The following is a 23,181-nucleotide window of genomic DNA, read 5'->3' as shown; positions in this document are numbered from 1 at the left end:
TTATATCTGGTTACAAAGGTCTTTATCGGTCGCTCCGGTAGGGCGTCTCATGGAGTTCGGTCTCAGCGACGAACAACGGCAAATCCGCGACGAAGTAACGCGATTCGCAGAGAACGAAATTGTTCCCGTCGCGGCGGACCACGACGAAAACGAAACGTATCCGTACGATGTCGTCGAGAGCGCCGCCGAGATGGGGTTGACCGGGGCGTACATTCCGATCGACTACGGCGGTGCGGGCTACTCGATCCTCGATACCGCGATCATCACCGAAGAGCTATTTTCGTACGATCCCGGGATCGCGCTCTCGATCGTCTCGACTTCGTTCGGCTGTGAAGCGATCATGAACTTCGGGACCGAAGACCAGAAAGAACGATTCCTAGAGCCCGTCGCACTCGGAGAGAAAATCTCCGGCGCTGCGATTTCGGAACCCGACACCGGATCGGACGTCTCCTCGGTTTCGACGCGGGCGGAGAAAGACGGCGACGAGTGGGTGATCAACGGGACCAAGATGTGGATCACCAACGGCTCGGTCGGTGACTTCTTCGTCGTCCTCTGTGAGACCGATCCCGACGCACAGGGACGGTACAACGGCTTCAGTCAGATCGTCGTCGAGTCCGATCGCGAGGGTTTTTCGGCCGAAAAGATCACCGGGAAACTCGGTATCCGCGCCTCCGACACCGCCGAACTCGTCTTCGACGACGTTCGTGTCCCGGAAGAGAACCTCATCGGAACGCGCGATGCCGCGTTCATGCAACAGATGCAGTTCTTCGATGAGACCCGTACCGCCGTCGCCGCACAGGGCGTCGGGATCGCCAAAGGTGCGATCCGGGCAGCCCTCGAGTACGCCACGGATCGCGAACAGTTCGGGAAATCGATCTCGGAGTTCCAGGCGATCCAGCACAAACTCGCGGAGATGGCGACGGACACCGAAGCGGCCCGCAACCTGACCTACAAGGCCGCCTGGAAGGTCGATCAGGGCGAAGACATCACGAAGCTGGCGTCGATGGCCAAAGAGCACGCCTCCCGCGTCGCCGTCGACGTCGCGGACGAGGCGGTCCAGATCCACGGTGGCGCGGGGTACGTCAACGACTTCCCCGTCGAACGCCTCTACCGCGACGCCAAGATCACCCAGATCTACGAGGGAACGACCGAAATTCAGAAGAACATCATCGCTCGCGAGATGCTCGGAAAAGGCTTCTAGGACCGAAACGCTGGTACACCGTCGTACGATCTCGGACGAAGTCGGAGGCGTCGCGGACCACGCGCATCCATCACGAATCTGGATTACGTATCACTTATACGACGGGGTTCGAAAGAGACCGCTACCGTGACTAATACGCAGGTTACGCTCGTTCAGATCGACAACTACGGGCCGTGGACCGTAACGCCCGAACCGAGGCGGGAAGCCGACCTCCAGACGCTCCAATCTCGCCTGTACGCCGACATCTCGCAGTTCGTGGGCAACCGCGACGGGTACGTCTTCTTCACCCGTTTTGACAACATGATCGCGGTCACGAACGGTCTCTCGATGTCGGACCACCGGCTCCTGCAGGAAACGATGGGGAATCGCTATCCGGTCACCCTCAGTCTCGGCGTTGCGACTGGCACCTCACCGGTACAGGCGCTCTCGGATGCCACGTCGCTCGTCCAGGACGCCGGCAGTGCACAGGACAAGAGCCGACGAGAGTGCCTCGAGGGCCGCGTCATCGACGACGCCCACAGAACCGACGACGACGTCCAGATCGCCCACTTCGACGTCGTGGACGCGACGGGGCAGTACACGGACGAACTCAACGCGTTCGACAGCTTCATCCATATCGAACAGGGCTATGCGGAACTCATGCGCCACATGCGTTCCGACCACGAGAGCCTCTCGTTTTTCGTCGGCGGCGACAACATCATCGTCGTCTGTCCCGATCTCGAGCGATCGGAGTACGAAACGGCAATCCAGCACGTCGAAGCGGCCGTCGACGTCGAACTTCAGGTCGGCGTCGGCCGCGGTATCAGCGCTCACGATGCGGGGTTCGCGGCGAAACACGCCCTCGAGACCTGTCGTGCCGACGGAACGCGCGTCGAACTCGAGTGGTAGCGGCTCGAACCGGCTAACCACCTACATTCGGGGGATGCGTGCTTAAGTGTAGCGGGAGTAGCTTTTAGCCGGTCCGTGGGTATTGTTCACACATGGAATCGGAACTGTCGGTCAGGGACGTCCTGACGACCGAATACGTCGGTGTCAGCGAGTCAGACACCGTCCTCGCGGCGGTACAGCTAATGCGCGAAGAGCGTGCAAGTTGTGTTCTCGTCGTTCGCGGCTCGGAGCCGGTTGGTATCATGACCGAGTGGGACGTCCTCGGCATCATGGCTGATGAAGACGACCCCACGGAGACGACGGTCGGTGACGCGATGACCGCGCCCGTCATCTCGCTCGGTCCGGACCGGTCGCTCGCTGACGCGGCGACGATGATGGGGCGTGAAAACATCCGAAACGTCGTCGTCGAGGCCGGCGATGAGGTATTCGGACTCGTCACGCAGCGAGACGTCATCACCGCGGCTGGATCGTTCCAGGCCACGATGACCCCTACCCGCTCGAGTGCGAGCACGGGCAGCGTCTCGACGGCGAACGAGGTCGACACCGAGGAGTCGGTCACACGGTCGGTTAGCGAGGCGGCCGACGAACGCGCGCTTCCCAACGGCGGCGACGAGTTTTCCACGCAAGGCGTCTGTGAAGCCTGTGGCTCGCTTTCGGACGCGCTGTGGGACGCCAACGGACGGCTGGTCTGTTCGGACTGCCGGTCCGTCTGAGGCGGGGTGAACGGCTCGACCAAACCGATGGAAAACGCTTTCAGAATCCGTACTCGAGTGAACGGCATCGATCGATTCGAATGGCTCCCGAACTGACGATCGAACCAGCCGAAGCGGACGATATCGACGGGATCACCGAGCTCTGGGTCCGACTCGCTCGCGGTCAGCGGGCCTACGATTCGTACGTTCGTCCCGAGGCGAACCGCTCGACGATGCGTGAGACACTCGCCGCTCACCGCGCCACTGATGGGCTCTTGGTCGCCCGCGTCGGCCCTGATCTGGCTGGGTTCGCCTCCTTTTCGATCGAGCGCGGCAGTCTCGAACTCGACGCCACCCGGGGAACGCTCTCGAACCTCTACGTCGAACCCGAATATCGCGACCGGGGCGTCGGATCGGCGCTACTTCACACCGCCGAAGAGACCCTCGCCGCGAACGGTGTCGAGGTCCTCACGCTCGAGGTGATGGCAACGAACGAAGACGCCAGGCGATTTTACCGACAGCGAGGTTACGAGACGTTTCGAGTCGCGATGGATCGCTCGCTGGACGACCGACCGGAAAACGACACACACTCAAAGGAGGACCGCTAACCAACGGACCGCGCCAGGAGAGCATGGGTGGTGCATGCACTCGACTTGTAATCGGGACTTCGTGGGTTCAAATCCCACTCCTGGCTCTGTCAAATTTCTGAATTATCCCAGGTAAAAAGGAGTGTAGAACCACCCTGCTTGGGAGTACCGGACACCTTCGATAGTGATACCAGTCGATCACATACCACGATACCGACGGCAGACGGAGGTGTCGCGGCATGATCGGTCGTCGCGAAGCCCGCGGCGGCGCACTCGACGGGTGTGTCCAATACATCACCGAGCGCCCGGAGCTCGCGAAACGTCCACCTCGACGACGGAGATCTCGAGGACGTCGGGATACCGGCCAAATATTATTACTGATGGTATTTCCAGATTTCCCCTGGATCCCCATGAGTTATATATCTGGATACTGACGGCGTATTAGGGAAGTTATTTGTTAACATTCGCATGAAGGGAGTTTGTCAATCAGACCACATTGGATACGATCCGTCAACCGACGAAGTTTATATAGAGTATGACCGTGGAAAAGACTCCTCACTACCAGTAGTCATTGCCCGGGGTGTTGCAGCTATAACTGGCAAACAAGTCGAAGAAATTCCTTCACTGTATTCGGTTGTCGATCCAGACGCACTTGATTCGCTATTTGGACCGTCATCCGAAGAAAATGACCGTACCCTGGGGAAAGTCTCTTTCGAGTACTATAATTTCGAAATTACAGTCTATGCATCCGATGTTGTTTGTATCGACATCTCAAATGCAGATATTGAGTTAGATCATCCAAGATCGTGAGAGGAAACGAACTCTAAGCACTGTTCAACTACTGGATCGCTGTAGTATCGGACTGTCTCGTGCCTGTTATCGTATTCGATGATATTACATTGGGTGAGCCTTGGAAGATGTTGATGCCGTAGTTCGATTTGCAATGAATCCTTGTCAGTGTCCGAATCGGGTAATCCATTTACAATAAACTCACAAACCTCCTCGGTCTCTGCTGTGCGAGTGGTTTCAACTCGGAAGTAATGTAGAAAATAACGACGGTGCTGATCAGCCAGTAGTTCAAATGCTGCTGATGGACTCAGACAGTCTTCGTTGGTCTCGAGCGTGATGCATTCCTTAGATCCATCTGATGTACTGGGGGATCCCATGGCCTTTGGAATTCAACGCGGTGCATGTTAATTGTTGGTGAATACCAATCAGCCTACAAACACTTACTCGTTCGGTTCGCTATAGAATCAACTCGAAATTCGAGTCTCTCTATTTGTTTGTTATACGTTCATCGCAATAAGGAAAACACACGTCATGCAAAGGGGCGTCGAGTCGGCGGCCGCGGTCGTCGCCGGCGATGAACGCGTCTGCCCTGCAGCGACGCTTTTCTCTAACCATGTCAACAACGGGAACTCAATCCACAGACAACCACGTCTCACCACAACGGGCGTTCGACCGGCTCGTCTGGCACAACCCGAGGTACTGTAACGGTTGTTTTGAACGGATCAAGGAGATCGAGGAGGCGGACCCGCGTGTGACCCTGCCTGATCCAGGGGTCCGCGAACCGATCGTCCCACTGGGAGGCTGCCGTGGCTGGCCAGCGGCCCGCCTAATAGTTGCTGGAGCGCACGGAAGAGACGATCGCCCTCGAAGTCCTCGAGTTCGTCAGGGCCGGGAAAGCCGTCGCGAGCGAATTGATTGGATGGCAGACCTCGAAGGTTCTGTAGCGAGAGACTTTATCGTGCGCCGTGCGCGGCGGAACTGGAAGTGTCGCAGCTACAGTAGCGTAGAAAGCACTCTGATTCGTCCGATGATATATATTTGTGAACGATCTATCAGTAGTTATGCTCGAAACCCTCCCCGGCGCCGTCTTCGTCCTCGGAATGGCCGCCGGCTATTTGATCAAACCACTCGTCGATCGGGGTCGAGACGAATTGGCTGACGCAGTCTGGAAGCGAAGCATCCAGCCCAGGATCGCTACACCACCATCGAAGGTCGAACGCTTCGCTCGGGGCCGTCTCTCCACGATTGTCCTCGAGGAAGGATTCCCTGAGTCTCGGAGGGAACGAATCAAACGGCGCGTTGAAAACGTCTTCCTGAACGGCGTGATCTGGTGGTCGGAGGGTGGTGTAGTGCTCGATGCGACGATCGAGAATCCCGAACAGGTGGACTCAGAGACGATTGAGTCGGCATATATGTTGCACCAGGATATCGACGTCGACGTCTATTCGACACACCGGGAACATCGTCCGTGGCGATTTCACTTCGATGTCGAGAGTGTGTCTGAGTTCTTATGGGCGACCGAATATCTCGATCATGCAGTAGAACGGAGTCGGCTACGCCCTGAACAAAACGAGACGATTCACTCTTCGTTCGAAGTCGACCTCACCTAACGGCTAAAAGACCCCACCCGATCATTGCGGGAGATATTGATGCCGTGCTAGGTAGGTTACAACTCTCGCCTTCTGGGATACTACGTTCTTTCGTCGAATGGTTCGTCGACCGCCTCGGCAGGTCGCTCGGGATCGTCCCACAGCTCGCCAGAGTCGGCTACGCCTACGAAGTCGAGGCGTTCAGCAACGAAGAGGTCGTCCTCGAGCGACGGACCTTCGAGGATGGGATGGAACCCAGTTGCAGCCTCGAGTTCGTCGACGAGGTCTCGACGTCTGTCTCCGGTGTGCGAAAAGAGGTTCGTCGCGGATGGTAGTTCTGCGGTTTCGAGACAGTGCGATTATTCCAATTCGATGGACCAGTCACCGTCGGCTTGGACGGCCACCCACCCAATACCGTCGAAGTTGAACGTTGTCTCGCCCTCGTATTCACCAATTTCGTTGAACACCAGCTCTCCGAACGACCCTTCGGCGGGGTAGACGTGGGTGCTGAAGTTCGACTCACCGCTGTGCTCCCCCTCCGCGACGTGCGTTCCGTCGAATTCGAACGGGCCGAAGACCTGGTTTCCGTCACCGGAGAGCGACTGTGGGAGTTCATCACCGCTGGCCGCTCGAGGCTGGCGAACGTCGACCGACCAGTCCCCGTCAGCTTCGACGTCGAGCATGTACTCGCCCTGTTCGACGAGTTCGGCCGTCTCGCCGTCGTACGTGCCGATCTCGTTGACGAACATATCATCGTGGTCGCTGTCGTCGACAAGGTGAACAGCGAAGTTTGACTCACCGTCGTGTTCGGCCTCGACCACTGTCAGGTTACCAATGATTCGGACTCCGTCCTCGACAGCTGCACCGCTGCCTGAGAACGACTGCGGGTCGGGCTCGTCGACGTCGTCTTCGTCCCCGTCAGAACCATCGTCATCGGGTTCCGGGTCGTCGTCCGGCTCGGGGGAGTCTTCTTCGGGGGACTCCCCGGCATCGTCAGGCTCGGGCTCGGGATCACTGTCATCACCGTTCCCGTTTCCGTTTCCATTTCCGTTTTCGTCGTCGGTTTCACCAGCACATCCAGCGACCGCACTCGTCAGCGTTACGCCACTTGCGAGGAGGAGCTGTCTGCGATTCATATCAGCATGATTAAATTGTAATTTGATATGTCTTTCGAACCACTGATAGGGATTACCACCCCACCTATAGTTTTGTTTTATTCCCCTCCAGGGTTGAGACAGGAGGCTTGGTGAATACACAGCGCAAATGCGGCACAGATTGAGAGGAAATCTGCGAAGAAGCGTGGTTGCTCAGTGCAGGTGAAGGATGAATCGGGTGAAAAATTATAGCAGGCTAAGGAATTCGAGTGACTCAAAAGCTATCAAAACGATAAGTATATAATTCAGAACCGTTGATGAGAGCGCGTACAAAATTGTCAGGGGAATCGAATATGAGGTCATCCCGGCAGGAATCATGATGAAGGACCCGACGAACGGGACGAGATTCGTAATGAAGATACCCATACCGCTGTACCGCTGAAACAGCTCTTCAGCCCGTGTCACCTGTTCATCCGAAACAGAAACAGCGGGAAGCGAGCCAACGGCGGTCGTTCCATAATTATTCGATATCCAGTAGATTAGTAACTGTCCTGTAACATATCCAAATGAGGCTACAACAATCCCGACAGCGATCTGCTCCGAAGACGCTTTGATAGCAAGAAGATAGCCCGGCAAAAAGAGTGATGTTGGAAATACCTTTCCGATTATCGCCCCTTTTAGGACGAACAACAGAAATAACGCTGGCTCGTCGAAAACCAACAAAAGCGAAAAGGCCAAATCAATTAACTGGCCGGATACGGGCATACGTTCTAGGAAACTATATGAAATCAAATGTATTGTCTTTTACTATCCCATGTCCCAATCGTTCAGATCGTACGTGTAGTGTAGGTCCAAGATTCCGGTGTTCGCGGACTACTGATCTGCCAGTAAGTACAGGGGGACTCACGTCCCGATCGGTTCGTTTAATTACTTGATTCCTGTCAAGAACGCCGTGCGAGATACAGAGCATAAATTCAGCAGCGAAAATCCCTTCTTTGCCTGTTTATCGAAATGATTTGGCTGGTCAGTGTCGTTGGAGCGGCCACTACCGATAGCGTATTTTTATGATAGCGCCATCGGTCATGATTTAGTGTTCGGCTTATATACTCCGTATATGGCTCGGCAGACAGACATACATGAGACGGTTGCGATGGCTTCGGAACCGTCGAACCCGTTCACAGACTTGCCACTGAACGAGTGGCGAGACGTGTTCTTCTCACTTCCGGAAGAGGTGCAAGAACACCTCATCGTGGACATGAGTCGGTCTGAATTGGAGACGTTTATCGACCGGCTCGATCCGGACGAAGTGACTGCGGTTCTCTGGTTCACTGACGAAGAGACGCGAGAGGCACTGCTCACAACGCTCGATAGCGAGCGCCGCGAAAAAATTGATTTTCTGCTCTCGTTTAATCCTGAAAGTGCAGCTGGGGTGATGAGCCTCGACTACGTCACCGTCGATGAAGCGCGGGGCTTCCCCGAAGTGATCGAACGCGTTCGTCGGTTCGAGGATAGAATGGGACAGGTTCCGACGATCTTCGTCACTGACGATGAGGAATTACAAGGCGAACTCCCCGGCGCAGCGCTGTCCGTGGCTGATGAGGAAGCCGAGACGATCAATGACTACGTCCAAGAGACGCCGCATATCCGGTACGACCGCGATGATGAAGAAGTTCTTGAGGTGTTCAAGCAAAACCGCGAGCGTTCCGTTGCCGTACTCGATGAAGACGAAGACATCCTCGGAGTGATCCACGCCGAGGACTTGTTTCGGATGCTCGAAGAGGCGCGGGGTGAAACGCTCTACGAGTTCACTGGCGTCGCTGAAGAAGAGAGCGTTCTTGACGGCCCGGGAACGAAGGTACGACGACGGTATAAGTGGTTGATCCTCAACCTCGGAACGGCGTTTATGGCTGCAGCGGTGGTTGGGTTGTTCGAGTCAACTATTGCTGCTGTTGCCATTTTGGCAGCATATATGCCTGTTGTCGCTGGAATGGGTGGAAATGCTGGTACACAGGCGATGGCAGTCACGGTTCGTGGGATTTCACTCGGTGAGGTGTCACTCAACACCGGCAAGCGTGTCATCTTCAACGAAGTTGCTGCCGGTGCCGTCAATGGGATGATTACTGGTGTGCTCGTCGCCGTGATCGCTATTGCCTTTTCGTTCGGCGAGTTTGGCCTCTTACTCGGGGCCGTCATCGGTATCTCGATGGTAGCAAATCTCGTCATCGCGGGCTTTTTCGGTGCTATTACGCCACTGTTGCTCGACCGAATCGGGTACGATCCAGCCACGTCTGCGACGATCTTCATCACCACGGCGACCGATGTGCTTGGCTTTTTCGTCTTCCTTGGATTGGCCCAAGCAGTCCTATTGTAAGCGCCGCTGGTAAACCCCTGTCATTGGATGTACGTGGTCGACCTGCTAACTCCGATCCGACTGCTCTCTATGCGAGATACGCGCGAAGTATCTCGTACGGCTGTCGAAACATCTCTTTGTACTGGTAGAAATCTCGGTGATCAGTAAGCACGTGGAGTGTACGCTCACTGTCCCGGATCTCCCTATTAGCGGACTACTGACCTGGCGGTAAGTACAGGTAATTCACCCATCAACAACCTCCTCCTCATCTAAAAGCCGAAGTACTGGCTTGAATCCTCGGCTTCAATCTGGGTATCAAGGGGGGTTCCTCGTCCCACCGTGGAACGGGGTGAAGCCGGCACTCGCTGTCACAACCACGAGCAATTAACTACCGCTATCAGCTATTGAGATCCGTGACAGACGACTACCTGAGGCCCACCGCGATCACTCAGGTTACGAACCGTACTGTCGGCACCGACGGTCAGTCTCATTTCCGATCACTGTCCGATCCGTATGTCGCCCGTTCCAGTCGTTACTACAACTCAGGACTCGACTTTTAGAAAATATTTGGCCGCAATATTTATCGCATTCTTTCCCGTTTTGGCTGACGAATGGAAAGTACGTCGGGGTGCATGGGGGGAGATCGATCAGGATTTGCACAGACGCTCGACTCGCTCAAGCGCCAGGGGTGTAACCTGTTACTCGTCGGGAGTCGGACGAGCAAGGGCCACGAGCTAGTCTGTCGTCGTCTCAGCGCTCTGTCCAGCCAGGAGCCGCGGTACCGGCTGCTCGTCACCGCGGATTCGACCACGCATCGTCACGGTCTGACACGGCCAACCGAGACGACCACCATCGAGTACGCCACCGCGGAATCGAATCCCGACGGCACCGCACTCGGCAATCTCGGTCTCGAGGTTATCGATGCTATCGACGAGTTCGAGGCTGCTGCGGACGGACTCGAGCCGTCCGAACTCCGGGTCTGCGTCGACTCGCTCGTCTCGCTCTTACAGGAGTGTGAGACCGAAGCCGTGTTCCGATTGCTTCACGTCGTGATGTCCCGGACCGAACGGGCGCGTGGAATGGGGCATTACCATTTACCGGTCTCCCGCGACCACGACGCCGTCTCCCTTTTCGAACCGATGTTCGATGCGGTCGTCGAACTCCGGACAGACGACGGCGTCCACGAACAACGGTGGCATCTCCGTGACCGAGAAGCGCCGACCGATTGGATCCGACTCGAGTGAGTCGCCGCCGGGACGCTCACAGAACGGTCGAAAGCACTACCGTTCGATACGGGCTCCGACCTCGGACGGTTCCGACCCAAGCGTTTTTGACCGTTCCCCTCCCCTGAACTGGTGTGCGAATCGAGAACAGCTTTATTCCCGTCCGCGGCGTCGGAGAAACGACCGAGCGGCGGCTCTGGGAACACGGTATTACTCACTGGGACGAGTTCGACGGCAGTGTCGTCGGGGAGACGCTGGCCGGGCGGATCGAGTCGTTCATCGACGAGGGATGGGACCACCTGGATCGCGGCGACGTCTCCGTCTTCGCGGACCGACTCCCGGCCGCCAGTCGGTGGCGACTCTACGAGAACGTCCGCGCCGATACGTGTTTTCTGGATATCGAGACGACGGGACTCGACGCGACGCGAAACGACGTAACGACGGTCAGCCTCCATCGCGCCGGCGAGACGAAAACGCTCGTCAACGGTCGTGACCTCACTGGTGAGCGCCTCGCGACGGAACTCGAGGACGCGGCGTTACTGGTCACGTTCAACGGCCAGCGGTTCGACGTTCCGTTTCTCGAGACGTGTTACGATCTGGACGTCTCCGTTCCGCATCTCGATCTCATGTATCCCTGCAAGCAGATCGGACTGGACGGCGGCCTCAAAGCGATCGAAGGTCAACTCGGAATCGAGCGCGACCTGCCGGACATCGACGGTCGCGAAGCGGTGCGTCTCTGGCACCAGTACGAACGCGGCGACGATGCCGCCCTCGAGACGCTAATCAGTTACAACCGTGCGGACACGAAGAACATGAAGCCGTTACTCGAAACCGTTACGAATCGCCTCCACGACCGCGTTTTCGAGGCCGCCTGTGCCACGCGGTAATTGACCTCGAAGTTGTCCGCCCGTCACCACCGCTGACGTGAATGAGAACGGCAACCATACGGTGATGGATCACATGTTCTGAAACATGAACGAATACGACTACGAGAGTCGCCTCGAGGTTCGACTTCGCGATATCGATTTCATGGGGCACGTAAACAACGCCGTCTACGCGACGTACCTCGAGCAGGCTCGAGAGGCGTACTTCAGGGACGTCCTCGGCGTTTCGCTCGTCGACGTGGGAACCGTACTCGTCAATCTAGAGGTCGACTACGTTCACTCGATCGACGCGGACGCCGAGGTAACCGTCGCACTGGGCGTCCCGGAGCTCGGAGAATCCAGTTTGCCGATCGAGTACGAAATTCGCGCGGACGGTGACAGAGCGGCGACGGCCAGAACCGTCCAGGTCGTCGTCGATCCCGAGACTGGTGAATCGCGAACCTTACCCACAGAGTGGCGACGACGAATCGACCGGACGGGCTGACTATACCGGATCGGATTCGTCGCCGTGGACGACGACGTCACCCTCGCTCGAGACGGTCACTCGGTAGTTACAGAACGTAAACTCGACGTGGCCCGTCGTCCGTTCGGTTCCGTCCGCTCGAGGAGCAAACAGCGCGTCCAGCGCCTCCGGATTGATCGCGTCATATAATGCGTCGTACGCTGGTGGTTCGATATCCGTCGGATCGACGCCTTCTCGTTCGGCAACCGCTTCGATGACTTCGAAACTGAGAGAGCGAACGGAATCCTTCTCTGAACGATCAACTGAGAGTAGCATTGGCCGGACTCTTTCCGCGCCTGCTTATAAATCCTCTGGCCTCAATCTCGGGTTGACGTACTGTTATACCCATCGATGTCCAATTAGAAACAGTAATGTATTTATTTATTATTTCATCATATTTGGTTTTGTGATTGAGTCCCCCCGTCGTATCGGACTGCAATCAGAAACACACACCTCCGTCGGGATGTCCGTTCACGGCCGTGTCACCAATCGTCTCTCTTTTCATACAGGACCTCGTAGGACGGGTATGGTCGACGAGAACGACGAGCTCACCGAGGCCATTCGAGAGCTCACGCGAACGATCGACGATCTCTCTCGAGAGTTCGAGCCACAGCCTCGCCGTCCGCCGTTACGCCCTCCGACGCCGCGTGAACTGCTCGCATTTACTGACGAGGTGGCCCTCCCCGCGATGCTCGCGGTACTCAACTCGAGCGTTCGAACGCTCGAGACGTTCCAGCGCGGCCTCGAACTGGTCAGAACCGAACGAGAGGTCAGAGAACGGACCGGCGAGGTCGTCTCGAGCGAACGAGCGAACGACCTCCGAAAGACGACGCTCTCCCGGCTCGATACCGTCCTCGCGGAACTCCAGCGGGCGGCCTCCGAAGGGACGTTGCCCGCCGACGAACGGGCTCGCGAGTTGCTCACCGACGCCCGCCGTCTCCGCGACGACGTCGACGACCGACTCGAAGACGCGGCGGGTGGTCTCGATCCCGACGAACGCGACGGATCGCCGTCGTCGGAGTCGGTCGAGATCGATATCGACGAGGGTAGTTCAGGAGCCGACCAGCGGAGTGTCGACGGCGACGCCGAGTCGAACGTCGACGTCGACGCCGAACTCGAGACGTTGAAAGACCAGTACGGTCCGGATGACGACCCGGATTCCTCGAGCGTCGGAGACGACGTTTCCGGTGACGACGCGGGAAACAGTGCCGAACAGGGGGACCGGAGCGCCGATCACGGTGGCAGTGACGACTCCGGTGGCGAGAACGCGGGGGAGCATTCCGACGAAGACGAGTAGGATTCGACTGGCGAGTGGCGGGACTACGACACCGGTTCGAACCGGTAGCCGTCCCAGTCCTGACTGTTCGGTTCGCGGATACCCGCACCCGGCTCGCGGAGTTCGTCGACGTGAACGGGCCTGACCACGTCACCGGTCTCGACGTCTTGCGTCGTCACCTGACCGAGAGCGCGAACGGGCTGGCCGTCGACGTCGAACTCGACGATCGCGAGCGTGTTTGGTTCGCGAACACCGGGCGGCGTTGCGGTGCTGACCGTCCAGGTGACGACTGTGGCGGTGTACTCGCTCAGGTCGATCGTTTCGACCGGTTGCGTCTCGCCGGGTCCACGCGGATGACCCGGATAACTGATCGAGCCGTCGTCGTACCGAGTCGCCTCCATCGTCATCGTGCTGCCTCCATGATTGTCGTAATAACGCAGTTGCCAAATCCGCCGACGTTACAGGAAAGGCCGACGTCGGCGTCGACCTGTCGCGATCCGGCTTCGCCAACGAGTTGTTCGTACACCTCGACGCCCTGGGCGACACCGCTGGCACCCAGCGGGTGTCCCTTCGATTTCAGCCCGCCGGAGGTGTTGATCGGTAACTCGCCGTCTTTCTCCGTGTATCCCTCCTCGACGAGAGTCCAGGCCTCGCCCTGCGCGGCGAATCCGAGCCCCTCCATCTGGAGGAACTCGAGAATCGTGAACATGTCGTGGAGTTCGGCCACGTCGATCTCGTCGGGCCCGTAGCCGCTCATCTCGTAGGCGTTCTCGCCGCTTTCGACGACGCCACCCATCACCGTCGGATCCATCCGCTCGTGGACGACGTGGGTGTCAGTTGCGCCAGCGATTCCAGAAATGACTGCGTACTCGTCGGTGTACTCGCTGGCCACGGACTCGGGACAGATCAACAGCGCCGCGGAGCCGTCCGTGATCGGACAGAAATCGTACAGCCGAAGCGGATCCGCGACGATCGGGGACTCGAGGACGGTTTCGACGTCCACTTCCTTTTGAAACTGTGCGTGTGGGTTGTCGACCCCGTTAGCGTGGTTTTTGACGGCGACTTTCGCGAGGCTCTCGCGAGGCGCATCGAAGCGCTCGAGATAGTGCCGCGCCGTCAGCCCGGCGAACGAGGGGAGCGTCACTCCCTGTTTGTACTCGACAGGGTGGGTCAGTGAGGCGATGACGTCGGTCGACTCGCCGGTAGTCCGGTGGGTCATCTTCTCGCCGCCGACGAGCAACGTCATGTCGCTTGCACCGCTTGCCACCGACTGCCAGGCGGCGTAGATTCCCGCGCCGCCGCTCGAACTCGTCTGGTCGACGCGCTGTGTGTACGCCGGTACCGCGTCGAGGTCGTGTGCCAGCGCGTTCACGACCCCCGTCTGTCCTTCGAACTCGCCACTGGCCATGTTCGAGACGTACAGGTGATCGACGTCCGCCGCCGAAACGCCTGCATCCTCGAGACACTCGATTCCCGCCTCCGCGAGGAGATCCAGAATCCAGTCGTCCCGCTGTCCGAACTGGGTCATGGACGCACCGATGATCGCAACACGTTCCATATCCTACGGGACTCGAGTCTACGATTTATATGTGAGGGTCCGACCCGAAGACGAGGGAGGGACCGGGGAACCGAATCGACCCCGCTATCGGTGATCGATCAGGCGGATTCGACGGACGTTCTCTCCAGTTCGCCCGCGCGAGAGCGCGCCCTCGAGACCACCGCGGGTCGTGCTTCGAACGAGACGTGAACGTCTTCGTCGCCGTAGGTCACGTCGTTGACGTTCGCGTTGTCGTGGATCCACGAGACCAGGCTCATCGTGTCGTCGGTCATCGGTAAGACGAGGCGCTCTTCCAGCCAGTCGGGAAGCTCGTCGTCGATCCGCTCTAACAACTCCTCAACGTTCGTCCCCGTTCGTGCGCTGACCGACACCGGACCGGGTGCAAGCCCCGAGAGGGCCTCGCGCTTTTCCGTGAGCTCCTCGTCGTCGACGCGGTCGATTTTGTTCAGAACCGTCACGATCGGTGCCTCGTTTCGCTCGTAGAGCGTGTCGTGACAGGTGACGACCTTCTCGTGAATCTCGTCGACCGGTTCGCTGACGTCGACGACGAGCAACACCAGATCCGCCCGATAGACGGAGTCGAGCGTCGACTTGAAGGATTCGACCAGCCAGTGTGGCAGATCGCTTATGAACCCAACGGTATCGGTGACCAACACGTCACGAGGCTGGATAGCAGCGCGTCTGGTCGTCGTCCCCAGGGTCGTAAACAGCCTGTCCTGGGACTCCGCCGTCGACTCTAGGTCCGGGTGGAGGTCCTCGTTTTCGTCGATTTCGAGGTCCGCTGCGAGCTGTCGAAGAAGCGTCGACTTGCCGGCGTTCGTATAGCCCGCCAGTGCAACCAGATCGAACCCGGAGTCGCGTCGACGCTCTCGGCGGTGTTCTTCGGTTCGTTCGATCTGCTCGAGCTCGTCCGTGATCCGGCTGATCTGGGCCTTGATGTCTCGCTCGCGGCTCTCGTCGTACTCACCGAGGCCCATGAATCCGGGATGTTCGTCGCGCTTTGCAAGACTCGATTTCGCCTCCGCTCGGGGCAGCTCGTACCGAAGTTCGGCCAGTTCGACCTGTAGCTGTGCCTTCCGGGTCTGGGCACGTTGACCGAATATTTCGAGGATCAGCGTGAACCGGTCGATGACCTCGGTACCGTCCGGGAGTAGCTGTCCCAGATTGTACATCTGATACGGTCCGAGCCGGTTGTCGAAGACGACCGTCTTCGCGTCGGTCTCATCGACTCTGGCTGCGAGTTCCTCGGCTTTCCCTTCACCGAACTGGAGCGCCGGATCCGCTCGCCGTGACTGTGTCACCTCGCCGCTGATCGTATAGCCAGCCGCCGCCGCGAGATCACGGATTTCCGTCGTATCGGCGGTCCCGGAATCGACCCGTTTTGCGACGATAGCGCTCATGCGGACACCGGACCGCCACTCGTCTGCGAACACGTGACCAACTCGGATCGGTGATTCGCGCGCGAGATACCGTTCGGCGTGCTAGTGATGCCGGTCGAACACCCCCGTTAAACGACGGTCGGACATAGTCGACGGTACGCGGTCGACCGACTTGAATCCAGTGCCCGATGAGCGCTCTCCGCCGCGGTGCTTTCCGGTCGGTCGCTGTCGGCTCGCGTCGAGAGACGGGCGGAGTCAGCGGGTCGTTACCGGGTCCGCAGATCGTCTTTGTCCTTGACCATCTGCGTTTCGGCTTCGCCGCTCGAGTGTTCGTTGACGACGTCGTAGAAGTCGTTTTGCATGCCGGCCGGGAAGGTAACCGCGCCGATCCAGGACCCGTCGGGTTGCCACTCCTCGCGCTCGAGATCACCGAACTGTCGGACATTGGCCTGTGCGCTGCCTGCGTACTCTGCGGGGATCTGGACGGCGATCGTCACCTCCTCGAACCGGATCGGAATAACCGGTCGAAGCGCGTCGAGTGCGTCGTCGACCTGTGACTGAACCGGCTCCATCGCATCGACGGTAAAGCCGGCCTCCTCGAGAGCGTTTTCGATTCGCTCCGGTGGGTGGGGTGCATCGTCCATCTGAGGGTTGATCGCGTTGCGTGCGATCGTGTCGATCAACTGCTTGCGCTTTTGTTCTTGCATCTCACGGCGCTGGTCGGCCGTGATCTGAATTTCGCCTTCCTTGATTACTTCGGGGATGATCTCGATCGGATCGGTGGTCTCGAAGACCGTCTCGAGATCGGTTTCGGCGGGTCGATCGCCACGAGAGGCGTCTTCGAAGACGTCTTCGGCGGCGATGACCTCTTCTAGGTCCCCTTCGAACTCGTCGCGCTTGATCGCGAGTGCGGCGTCCGGGTCGATCAGTACCTCGAAACGGGCCCCGTGTGACTCGAGCCGCGCCGTCACCGCCTCGTCGAGCGATATCATATCGATGAGTAGCCACGGGCGGGTAAAAGAGCTTTTCCTGACCGAGGATTTCGACGCCAAAAAGGATCGTCGGCTCGGTTCCGGTTCCGGACGCTCGATTACCGTACTTATTCGTCGCCTTCGTCCTCTTCTTCACCGTCGTCGAGGAGGCCGTTTTCCTCGAGATGGTCACCGATACGGTCCTGCTCGAACTGCTCGAAGGACTCACTTTCGACGTCGACAGTCGCGAGCCCGACTTCGCTCGGGAGCAACGATCCATCGTTGACGGATGCGAGCGCGTCGAGCGCCAGCGCGATTCCGCCCTCGAGGTCGGCGTCGCCGTCGTAGTTCTCCTCCAAGAACTCCTGGAGTTCACCGCGGTCGGCACCGACGGCAAGCGCCTTCCACTCGTAGGGCGTCCCCGAGGGGTCCGTCTCGAACAGGCGCGGCTCGCCGTTGTCGATGCCGCCGACGATCAGTGCGACGCCGAACGGACGGGCACCGCCGACCTGGGTGTACTGTTGGATGTGATCGGTAACCTCTTTGGTCAACGTCTCGACGCCGATCGGTTCGCCGTAGCGAAGCTGATTGACCTGCGTCTGTCGGCGTGCGAAGTCGATCAGCTGGCGCGCGTCCGCGACGTGGCCCGCGCTGGCGATCCCGATGTGGTCGTCTGCTTTGTGAATCTTCTCGACGCTCGAGTCCTCGAGCAGCGGTGACGGAACGCGTTTATCGACGGCGAGAACGACGCCGTCCGACGTTCGGACGCCGATGCTCGCCGTTCCGCGTTTGACCGCCTCGCGTGCGTACTCGACCTGGTAGAGTCGGCCGTCTGGCGAGAAGATCGTGATGCCTCGGTCGTATGCCTGCTGTTGAGCTTGTCCCTGCATAGTATCACGCTAAATCGTAATCGAGGTCTGTCGCATTCGAGAACGGCTCCTCGAGTCCCGCGTCAGTAGATCCATTGCGTCCGACGGCGACTCGCTCTTCGTTCCAGAACACGACGTTTCTCTCTTCCGTGACTTGCCCACGGCGTCCTAAATAGTTTACTTACCCGACCCGCACTCTCCGCCAGACAAAGACTCAAGGCCGACGAGGGGTGCGGAGTTTCACAGGCCGAAACAAACCGCACGACTCAAAGGTGACATTCCGATACAACTAACTTCGCGGGGACACATTCAGCGTACCGAATGATAGAGTGGGAGGTTGGGGCCCATGCACTCCGCGTCACGGACGCGGATAACACCGAGTTGATCGTCCACGGCGACGACATCGGTGTCGAGGAGACGAGTTCCGACGTTCCACGCCCGGTCGACGAAACGGTCGCGGTCACCGCACGGGAGCTTCGATTCCCCCACGCGGTCGTCTATGCGTTCTCGCTGGATTCGAACGACCAGTACGAACTCGACCCGCGTCGTGGCTCGCTTTCGCTTCCGTCGGGTGAGTTCGTGATCGATATCGATACCGACATCAAAACCTATCTTCGGATCAGCGGCCCAGCGACGATCAACCGATCGGACGGATTCGAGTCGCTCGTCGTTACCTTCTCGGAGCGGACGACGGTCGTCGCCGGCTTTCGAAGCCGACACGAACGTCCGAGCGGAACGATAACCGTTCCCGACTCGCCCGAGGAGGTCGCCACGGCGATAACGCACCTCTCCTCGTCACACAAAACCACGAAGCCCGACAGGACGTACCCGACGCTCCGCGGTCACCCACCGTTTCTCGAAGCCGGTGATTCCCTCGAGATCCCTCCGGAGATTCGAAACGAAACGCCCGATACCGGCATCGAACTGCTCGTCCCGTCGGAGTACGAGACGATGTTCACCGTCGCGCCCCTCGCGTACTATCTGCAGGCGACGATCCGGACGCTCGAGGCCGAGGGGGTCCGTCGCGATCCGGAGCACCCCCGGATTCGAATCCCGGATATAGACGTCGACGAACGGCTCTCTCCGATGCCGACCCTCGAGTGCGACGTCGAGCGCGTACTCCGAAAAACGTTTTTTATGGACTGTCTGGTTCGGAACGCGGGTCCGTGCGGAACGAACCTCGCCTCGACGAACCTCCTCTCTGCGCTCGGTTTGGACCCAACGCGGTTGTACGAACTGTCTTCGGAACGTCGCCTCGAGACGTATCTCGACGTCCCGTACGCTGCGATCGAACACCGGCTTCCCGACTGGCACCTCTCCACGTACGTCACGCCCAGCTACGACCACGTCGAGATGGTTCCGTTCTTGCTCGATCGTCTGAGTATGATCTATCCCCCCCGGACGTCCGAACTCGACGGACAGGAACTCGTCGAGCGCTCGCTTGCGGATTTCTACCGTGGCGGGGACCGGAGTTCCGCGACCGTCGGCGGACGAGCCAGCGTCGGCCGGGTCGCATCGGTCGATATCGTCAAGCCCGAACTCAAAAACGGACGAATACACGGCTGGCTTGCCGACGGCGTGCCGATCGACGTTTTCAAATCCGCACCCGAAGCCTACTACAACCGGCTCGATTACGTCGACCGAGCGAGCGATACGACGTCGATTCGCGTCATCCTGAACGATCCCGAAATGAGCGGCGAGCACGACAGCGTTGCCGAGATTTATCGTCGTCGTTCCGAAGAGCTCCCGATCCAGGTCACCGTCGAAGACTCGTTGAGCGTTGTGGAACTCGCCAGACTCTTCGAGGACGACCACGACTTCGTCCACTACATCGGTCACTGTGAAACCGACGGACTCCGCTGTGCCGACGGCTATCTCTCGACCTCGAGCCTCGATCGATCGAACGTCCAGACGTTTTTCCTCAACGCCTGCGGTTCGTTCTACGAAGGAACGGCGCTGATCGAGAAAGGAAGCGTTGCCGGTGCTGTGACGTTCACCAAGGTGTTGAACGATCACGCCGTCAAAGTCGGTTCGGCGTTCGCCAAACTCCTCGTTCACGGGTTCAGCATCGAACGCGCGATGCGCCTCGCGCGCCGTCGAATCATGATGGGGAAAGATTACGCCGTCGTCGGTGACGGCACTCACTCGCTCACGCAGGGCGAACACCGGCTGCCGACGACGGTGATCGTCGAGCCACTCGACGGACGGACAGCGGACGGCCCGACCGGCGACGATGCCGATGAGCAGTTTCTCGTCACGTTCGACTGCTATTCGACCCGGGCGACGGGGTCGTACTACTTCCCGCACACGGCCGGAAACGAATACGCGTATCTCTGCGGGACCGAATCGAACTTCACCCTCTCGCGGTCGGAGCTCGCAGCGTTGCTCGACGAGACGGAAGCATCCGTCATCTACGACGGTGACGTCTACTGGTCCGAGGAGCTTCGACCGGAGTTCGATTCCTGACGTGGAGCGCTGTCAGTCGGTTCCGGTGGGGTCGCGACCGTCCAGCGGCTGCGCCATGACGTCGGGATAGCAAACCGCGTGATATCGCGATCCGGAGGTCGGTCGCCGCAACTGACGGACAGTTATTTTCCCGCCGACCTCGTACTGTCGTGGGCAATGTACGATCGCCTCCTCTTGCCGACGGATATCGGCACGGGCGTCGACCGAGCCATCGATCACGCGATCGACGCGGCTTCGCGATACGACGCCGAACTCCACGTCCTATACGTCGTCGATACCGAAACCTACGGCTCGTATCCGGGCGACGAGTACGTCCACGAGCTAGAAGGACTCGAGAGTGCCCTCGAGCAGGCCGGTCGCGACGCCGTCGAAGAGATCAGCGAGACCGCTGCCGACGAAGGGATCGACGTGAAAACGAGCATCGAACACGGCGTTCCACACGGGGCCATCCTCGAGTACGTGTCCAGAGAGGACATCGGACTCACCGTCGTCGGCTCGAAGAACCGATCGGGCGAGTATCGCCGCCTCCTCGGCAGCGTCGCGGAACGGGTGGCGAACATGTCCGATCGTCCGGTCACGATCGTCAAAACGCCGGTCGAAACGGAGTGAATCCGGACGGCGGACGACCGGTCGATGGTCGGTCCGTGTGGGCTCGAGTTCCGACGGCGCACCGAGCGCCTCTCTCCGATTCGCTCCGCCCCGCTCGCCGGTAGGAAAACGAGAACTCGCCCGGTCTAGTTGTCGACTTGTTCTGCGATGTCGTCGACGACGCCTGGGTTTCGCAGCGTCGAGGTGTTGCCGAGTTCGTTCCCGCTGGCGATGTCCTCGAGCAGGCGGCGCATGATCTTCCCAGAGCGCGTCTTCGGGAGTTCGGGCGTGAAGATCACTTCCTCGGGTTTCGCGATCGGACCGATCGACTCGAGGATGCCTTCGGCGGCTCGTTCCTCGAGGTCGGCGTCAGCCTCGTACCCGTCTTCCGGAATCGCGTAGACGTAGACGGCTTCGCCTTTGACGTCGTGGTGTCCGCCTACGACGGCGGCCTCCGCGATGCCTTCGACGCCGACGACGGCCGACTCGATCTCCATCGTGCCCAGTCGGTGTCCGGAGACGTTGATCACGTCGTCGACGCGACCGAGGATGGTGATGTAGTCGTCGCCGTCGAGTTTCGCCCCGTCCTCGGGGAAGTAGACCCACTCGTCCGCGTCCTCACGAGACGACGTCGAGTGAGGGCTCGTCAACTGTCTGTTGACGGCGTCCTCGTCGGAGTACTCCTCCCAGTACTCCTCGATGAACCGTTCGTCGTTTTTATACAGCGTCCGGAGCATGCCCGGCCACGGCTTGTTCACCGTGACGTAGCCGGCCTCACCGGCACCGACGTCGTCGCCGTTCGCGTCGACGACCGAGGCACCGATCCCCGGAAGCGGCGGTCCAGCCGTCCCCGGTTTCATCGTGTTGACGCCGGGAAGCGTCGTGATCATCATGCCGCCCGTTTCGGTCTGCCACCAGGTGTCGACGATCGGACACTCTTCGCCGCCGATGTGTTTGTAGTACCACTTCCAGGCGCGCGGGTTGATCGGCTCGCCGACGGTGCCGAGCAATCGGAGACTCGAGAGGTCGTGGCGCGCGGGATACTGTTCGCCCCACTTCATGAACGCGCGGATCGCCGTCGGTGCCGTATAGAAGATGTCGACGCGGTTTTTCTCGACGATCTCCCAGAGCCGGTCCTTGTCGGGATAATCCGGCGTCCCTTCGTACATGACGGTCGTCGTCCCCAGCGCGAGCGGGCCGTAGACGATGTAGGAGTGGCCGGTGATCCAGCCGATGTCGGCCGCACACCAGTAGGTGTCTTCGGGCTTGACGTCGAGGACCGCGTGGCTCGTCCAGGCTGCATAGGACAGGTAGCCGCCGGTGGTGTGTTTGACCCCTTTCGGCTTGCCGGTCGTTCCCGAGGTGTACATCAAAAAGAGCATGTCCTCGGCGTCTCGCGAAACCGGCTCGACGGACGCGCCCTCGTGATCGGCTATCAGTTCATCGTAATCGTGCTGGCCGTCCGACAGCGAGTGCTCGAGTTCGTCGCCCAGTCGGTCGACGACCACGACGTCGGAGACCTCGTGATCGACGCCCTCGAGACCCTCGTTCGCCTTCGTGATGTGGTCGAGTCCGTCTCCGCGACGGTAGTAGCCGTCGCAGGTGACCAGATGCTCGCTGTCGGCCGAGTTCATCCGGGTCGCCAGCGCGTCCGCGGAGAAGCCGGCGAAGACGACGCTGTGTGGCGCGCCGATGCGAGCGCAGGCGAGCATCGCGATCGGCAGCTCCGGGATCATCGGCATGTAGAGCGTGACGACGTCGTCCTCCTCGACGCCGAGGTCGCGCAGCGTCGCGGCGAAGGCTTCGACCTCGTTCAACAGGTCGCCGTAGGTGTACGTTCGGGTCTCGCCACCTTCGCCTTCCCACTTGATCGCCGCCCGGTTTTTCGAACCGTCTTCGACGTGTCGATCGAGACAGTTGTACGACGCGTTCAGTTCGCCGTCCGTGAACCACTCGTAGAACGGGGCATCGTCGTCTTCGAGCACCGTCTCGTAGGGCTCGTCCCACGAGAGGAGGTCGGCCGCACCCTCCCAGCACTCCGGCCAGTTCTCCTCGAACTCCTCGTAAATCCCCGGATCGGACACGTTCGCTTGCTCGACGAACGACTCCGGTGGCTCGAACTCCTCCTGTTCCTCGAGTCGTACCTCGAGGTTGGCTTCCTCCTGTGTCATGATACGTTCGAACAATACACAACGATGATAGTAAAGCTGGCCTCTAGTTGTGCAAAATCTAGCGCTCCACGGCCGGTTCGGCCCGCCGGTCCAGAAATCAGTCG

24 protein-coding genes, 1 tRNA gene and 1 pseudogene are annotated in these 23,181 nt (G+C 59.4%); 15 read left to right on the top strand and 11 right to left on the bottom strand.

What is annotated here, in order from left to right:
* The first annotated feature begins 49 nt into the window (after positions 1 to 49).
* From EA462_RS10035 to EA462_RS10010, 6 genes are all read left to right on the top strand, one after another.
* The gene (locus tag EA462_RS10035; protein WP_124178428.1) at positions 50 to 1,201 is read left to right on the top strand and encodes an acyl-CoA dehydrogenase family protein; all 1,152 of its coding nucleotides are present in this window, start codon (positions 50 to 52) and stop codon (positions 1,199 to 1,201) included.
* 126 nt (positions 1,202 to 1,327) lie between these two features.
* Complete coding sequence (locus EA462_RS10030; RefSeq protein ID WP_124178427.1) at positions 1,328 to 2,089, top strand: GTP cyclohydrolase III; 762 nt, start codon at positions 1,328 to 1,330, stop codon at positions 2,087 to 2,089.
* Between the two features lie 92 nt (positions 2,090 to 2,181).
* Complete coding sequence (locus tag EA462_RS10025) at positions 2,182 to 2,802, top strand: CBS domain-containing protein (RefSeq protein WP_124178426.1); 621 nt, start codon at positions 2,182 to 2,184, stop codon at positions 2,800 to 2,802.
* A gap of 80 nt (positions 2,803 to 2,882) precedes the next feature.
* On the top strand, positions 2,883 to 3,389 hold the full coding sequence (locus tag EA462_RS10020) for a GNAT family N-acetyltransferase (RefSeq protein WP_124178425.1): 507 nt from the start codon (positions 2,883 to 2,885) through the stop codon (positions 3,387 to 3,389).
* 12 nt (positions 3,390 to 3,401) lie between these two features.
* Positions 3,402 to 3,475 (top strand) — tRNA-Thr (locus tag EA462_RS10015).
* 361 nt (positions 3,476 to 3,836) lie between these two features.
* Complete coding sequence (locus EA462_RS10010; RefSeq protein ID WP_124178424.1) at positions 3,837 to 4,178, top strand: HalOD1 output domain-containing protein; 342 nt, start codon at positions 3,837 to 3,839, stop codon at positions 4,176 to 4,178.
* Here EA462_RS10010 and EA462_RS17990 read toward each other — a convergent pair.
* A complete protein-coding gene (locus EA462_RS17990) occupies positions 4,163 to 4,534 on the bottom strand; it encodes a DUF7344 domain-containing protein (RefSeq protein WP_449289205.1) in 372 nt (123 codons plus the stop codon). The two genes, EA462_RS10010 and EA462_RS17990, sit on opposite strands and share 16 nt — an antisense overlap.
* 684 nt (positions 4,535 to 5,218) lie before the next feature.
* Between EA462_RS17990 and EA462_RS17275 the strand changes: the two genes are divergently transcribed.
* Both EA462_RS17275 and EA462_RS10000 read left to right on the top strand, forming a co-directional pair.
* Positions 5,219 to 5,767: a hypothetical protein gene (locus tag EA462_RS17275; RefSeq protein ID WP_165872030.1), complete on the top strand. Its 549-nt coding sequence runs from the start codon at positions 5,219 to 5,221 to the stop codon at positions 5,765 to 5,767.
* 44 nt (positions 5,768 to 5,811) lie between these two features.
* Positions 5,812 to 6,081, top strand: a complete 270-nt coding sequence (locus tag EA462_RS10000) for a hypothetical protein (RefSeq protein WP_124178422.1) — start codon at positions 5,812 to 5,814, stop codon at positions 6,079 to 6,081.
* A 24-nt stretch (positions 6,082 to 6,105) separates the two neighbouring features.
* Here EA462_RS10000 and EA462_RS09995 read toward each other — a convergent pair whose 3' ends face one another.
* The gene (locus EA462_RS09995) at positions 6,106 to 6,882 is read right to left on the bottom strand and encodes a hypothetical protein (RefSeq protein ID WP_124178421.1); all 777 of its coding nucleotides are present in this window, start codon (positions 6,880 to 6,882) and stop codon (positions 6,106 to 6,108) included.
* A 204-nt stretch (positions 6,883 to 7,086) separates the two neighbouring features.
* Entirely contained in the window at positions 7,087 to 7,605 is a 519-nt protein-coding gene (locus tag EA462_RS09990) for a DedA family protein (RefSeq protein WP_124178420.1), read from the bottom strand.
* Between the two features lie 349 nt (positions 7,606 to 7,954).
* Here EA462_RS09990 and EA462_RS09985 point away from each other — a divergent pair, with 349 nt between their 5' ends.
* The 4 genes from EA462_RS09985 to EA462_RS09970 all read left to right on the top strand — a co-directional run bounded on the left by EA462_RS09985 (position 7,955) and on the right by EA462_RS09970 (position 11,781).
* Positions 7,955 to 9,211, top strand: coding sequence for a magnesium transporter (locus EA462_RS09985; RefSeq protein WP_124178419.1), 1,257 nt, complete (start codon positions 7,955 to 7,957; stop codon positions 9,209 to 9,211).
* Positions 9,212 to 9,801: 590 nt separating this feature from the next.
* Complete coding sequence (locus EA462_RS09980) at positions 9,802 to 10,434, top strand: DUF7504 family protein (protein ID WP_124178418.1); 633 nt, start codon at positions 9,802 to 9,804, stop codon at positions 10,432 to 10,434.
* 113 nt (positions 10,435 to 10,547) lie between these two features.
* Positions 10,548 to 11,300 carry a ribonuclease H-like domain-containing protein gene (locus tag EA462_RS09975; protein WP_124178417.1) on the top strand — a complete coding sequence of 251 codons (753 nt, stop codon included), beginning with the start codon at positions 10,548 to 10,550 and terminating at the stop codon, positions 11,298 to 11,300.
* 85 nt (positions 11,301 to 11,385) lie between these two features.
* Positions 11,386 to 11,781, top strand: a complete 396-nt coding sequence (locus EA462_RS09970; protein ID WP_124178416.1) for an acyl-CoA thioesterase — start codon at positions 11,386 to 11,388, stop codon at positions 11,779 to 11,781.
* Here EA462_RS09970 and EA462_RS09965 read toward each other — a convergent pair whose 3' ends face one another.
* Positions 11,782 to 12,075: a HalOD1 output domain-containing protein gene (locus EA462_RS09965; RefSeq protein WP_124178415.1), complete on the bottom strand. Its 294-nt coding sequence runs from the start codon at positions 12,073 to 12,075 to the stop codon at positions 11,782 to 11,784. It lies immediately after the preceding gene.
* A gap of 250 nt (positions 12,076 to 12,325) precedes the next feature.
* Between EA462_RS09965 and EA462_RS09960 the strand changes: the two genes are divergently transcribed.
* Complete coding sequence (locus EA462_RS09960; RefSeq protein ID WP_124178414.1) at positions 12,326 to 13,096, top strand: DUF7547 family protein; 771 nt, start codon at positions 12,326 to 12,328, stop codon at positions 13,094 to 13,096.
* Between the two features lie 23 nt (positions 13,097 to 13,119).
* Here EA462_RS09960 and EA462_RS09955 read toward each other — a convergent pair whose 3' ends face one another.
* The 6 genes and pseudogenes from EA462_RS09955 to EA462_RS17555 form a co-directional block, all read right to left on the bottom strand.
* Positions 13,120 to 13,482 carry an OB-fold domain-containing protein gene (locus EA462_RS09955; RefSeq protein WP_124178413.1) on the bottom strand — a complete coding sequence of 121 codons (363 nt, stop codon included), beginning with the start codon at positions 13,480 to 13,482 and terminating at the stop codon, positions 13,120 to 13,122.
* Complete coding sequence (locus tag EA462_RS09950) at positions 13,479 to 14,633, bottom strand: thiolase family protein (protein ID WP_124178412.1); 1,155 nt, start codon at positions 14,631 to 14,633, stop codon at positions 13,479 to 13,481. The genes EA462_RS09955 and EA462_RS09950 overlap by 4 nt, the downstream gene beginning before the upstream one ends.
* A 98-nt stretch (positions 14,634 to 14,731) precedes the next feature.
* Positions 14,732 to 16,033, bottom strand: coding sequence for a GTPase HflX (gene hflX / locus EA462_RS09945; protein ID WP_124178411.1), 1,302 nt, complete (start codon positions 16,031 to 16,033; stop codon positions 14,732 to 14,734).
* 245 nt (positions 16,034 to 16,278) lie between these two features.
* Positions 16,279 to 17,004, bottom strand: coding sequence for a ribosome assembly factor SBDS (locus EA462_RS09940; protein ID WP_124178410.1), 726 nt, complete (start codon positions 17,002 to 17,004; stop codon positions 16,279 to 16,281).
* Positions 17,005 to 17,111: 107 nt separating this feature from the next.
* On the bottom strand, positions 17,112 to 17,873 hold the full coding sequence (gene psmA, locus EA462_RS09935) for an archaeal proteasome endopeptidase complex subunit alpha (RefSeq protein WP_124178409.1): 762 nt from the start codon (positions 17,871 to 17,873) through the stop codon (positions 17,112 to 17,114).
* 4 nt (positions 17,874 to 17,877) lie between these two features.
* Positions 17,878 to 18,027: pseudogene (locus EA462_RS17555) on the bottom strand (Rpp14/Pop5 family protein); the annotation flags it as partial.
* Positions 18,028 to 18,173: 146 nt separating this feature from the next.
* Here EA462_RS17555 and EA462_RS09925 point away from each other — a divergent pair.
* Entirely contained in the window at positions 18,174 to 20,318 is a 2,145-nt protein-coding gene (locus tag EA462_RS09925; protein WP_124178408.1) for a hypothetical protein, read from the top strand.
* 156 nt (positions 20,319 to 20,474) lie between these two features.
* Positions 20,475 to 20,927, top strand: coding sequence for a universal stress protein (locus tag EA462_RS09920; RefSeq protein WP_124178407.1), 453 nt, complete (start codon positions 20,475 to 20,477; stop codon positions 20,925 to 20,927).
* Between the two features lie 125 nt (positions 20,928 to 21,052).
* Here the strand turns inward: EA462_RS09920 and acs are convergent, their stop codons facing one another.
* On the bottom strand, positions 21,053 to 23,077 hold the full coding sequence (acs, locus tag EA462_RS09915; RefSeq protein ID WP_124178406.1) for an acetate--CoA ligase: 2,025 nt from the start codon (positions 23,075 to 23,077) through the stop codon (positions 21,053 to 21,055).
* Positions 23,078 to 23,181 lie beyond the last annotated feature (104 nt).

Source organism: Natrarchaeobius halalkaliphilus, assembly GCF_003841485.1.
In the GTDB taxonomy this organism is placed as follows: domain Archaea; phylum Halobacteriota; class Halobacteria; order Halobacteriales; family Natrialbaceae; genus Natrarchaeobius; species Natrarchaeobius halalkaliphilus.
This window is presented reverse-complemented; position numbering and strand designations above follow the sequence as displayed.

Excerpts from the sequence above, each read along its gene's own strand:
- EA462_RS10035 (WP_124178428.1), top strand. The coding sequence starts at position 50 with ATGGAGTTCGGTCTCAGCGACGAACAACGGCAAATCCGCGACGAAGTA.
- EA462_RS10025 (WP_124178426.1), top strand. The coding sequence starts at position 2,182 with ATGGAATCGGAACTGTCGGTCAGGGACGTCCTGACGACCGAATACGTC.
- EA462_RS10020 (WP_124178425.1), top strand. The coding sequence starts at position 2,883 with ATGGCTCCCGAACTGACGATCGAACCAGCCGAAGCGGACGATATCGAC.
- EA462_RS10010 (WP_124178424.1), top strand. The coding sequence starts at position 3,837 with ATGAAGGGAGTTTGTCAATCAGACCACATTGGATACGATCCGTCAACC.
- EA462_RS17990 (WP_449289205.1), bottom strand. The coding sequence starts at position 4,534 with ATGGGATCCCCCAGTACATCAGATGGATCTAAGGAATGCATCACGCTC.
- EA462_RS17275 (WP_165872030.1), top strand. The coding sequence starts at position 5,219 with ATGCTCGAAACCCTCCCCGGCGCCGTCTTCGTCCTCGGAATGGCCGCC.
- EA462_RS09995 (WP_124178421.1), bottom strand. The coding sequence starts at position 6,882 with ATGAATCGCAGACAGCTCCTCCTCGCAAGTGGCGTAACGCTGACGAGT.
- EA462_RS09990 (WP_124178420.1), bottom strand. The coding sequence starts at position 7,605 with ATGCCCGTATCCGGCCAGTTAATTGATTTGGCCTTTTCGCTTTTGTTG.
- EA462_RS09985 (WP_124178419.1), top strand. The coding sequence starts at position 7,955 with ATGGCTCGGCAGACAGACATACATGAGACGGTTGCGATGGCTTCGGAA.
- EA462_RS09980 (WP_124178418.1), top strand. The coding sequence starts at position 9,802 with ATGGAAAGTACGTCGGGGTGCATGGGGGGAGATCGATCAGGATTTGCA.
- EA462_RS09970 (WP_124178416.1), top strand. The coding sequence starts at position 11,386 with ATGAACGAATACGACTACGAGAGTCGCCTCGAGGTTCGACTTCGCGAT.
- EA462_RS09965 (WP_124178415.1), bottom strand. The coding sequence starts at position 12,075 with ATGCTACTCTCAGTTGATCGTTCAGAGAAGGATTCCGTTCGCTCTCTC.
- EA462_RS09960 (WP_124178414.1), top strand. The coding sequence starts at position 12,326 with ATGGTCGACGAGAACGACGAGCTCACCGAGGCCATTCGAGAGCTCACG.
- EA462_RS09955 (WP_124178413.1), bottom strand. The coding sequence starts at position 13,482 with ATGACGATGGAGGCGACTCGGTACGACGACGGCTCGATCAGTTATCCG.
- EA462_RS09950 (WP_124178412.1), bottom strand. The coding sequence starts at position 14,633 with ATGGAACGTGTTGCGATCATCGGTGCGTCCATGACCCAGTTCGGACAG.
- hflX (WP_124178411.1), bottom strand. The coding sequence starts at position 16,033 with ATGAGCGCTATCGTCGCAAAACGGGTCGATTCCGGGACCGCCGATACG.
- EA462_RS09940 (WP_124178410.1), bottom strand. The coding sequence starts at position 17,004 with ATGATATCGCTCGACGAGGCGGTGACGGCGCGGCTCGAGTCACACGGG.
- psmA (WP_124178409.1), bottom strand. The coding sequence starts at position 17,873 with ATGCAGGGACAAGCTCAACAGCAGGCATACGACCGAGGCATCACGATC.
- EA462_RS09925 (WP_124178408.1), top strand. The coding sequence starts at position 18,174 with ATGATAGAGTGGGAGGTTGGGGCCCATGCACTCCGCGTCACGGACGCG.
- EA462_RS09920 (WP_124178407.1), top strand. The coding sequence starts at position 20,475 with ATGTACGATCGCCTCCTCTTGCCGACGGATATCGGCACGGGCGTCGAC.
- acs (WP_124178406.1), bottom strand. The coding sequence starts at position 23,077 with ATGACACAGGAGGAAGCCAACCTCGAGGTACGACTCGAGGAACAGGAG.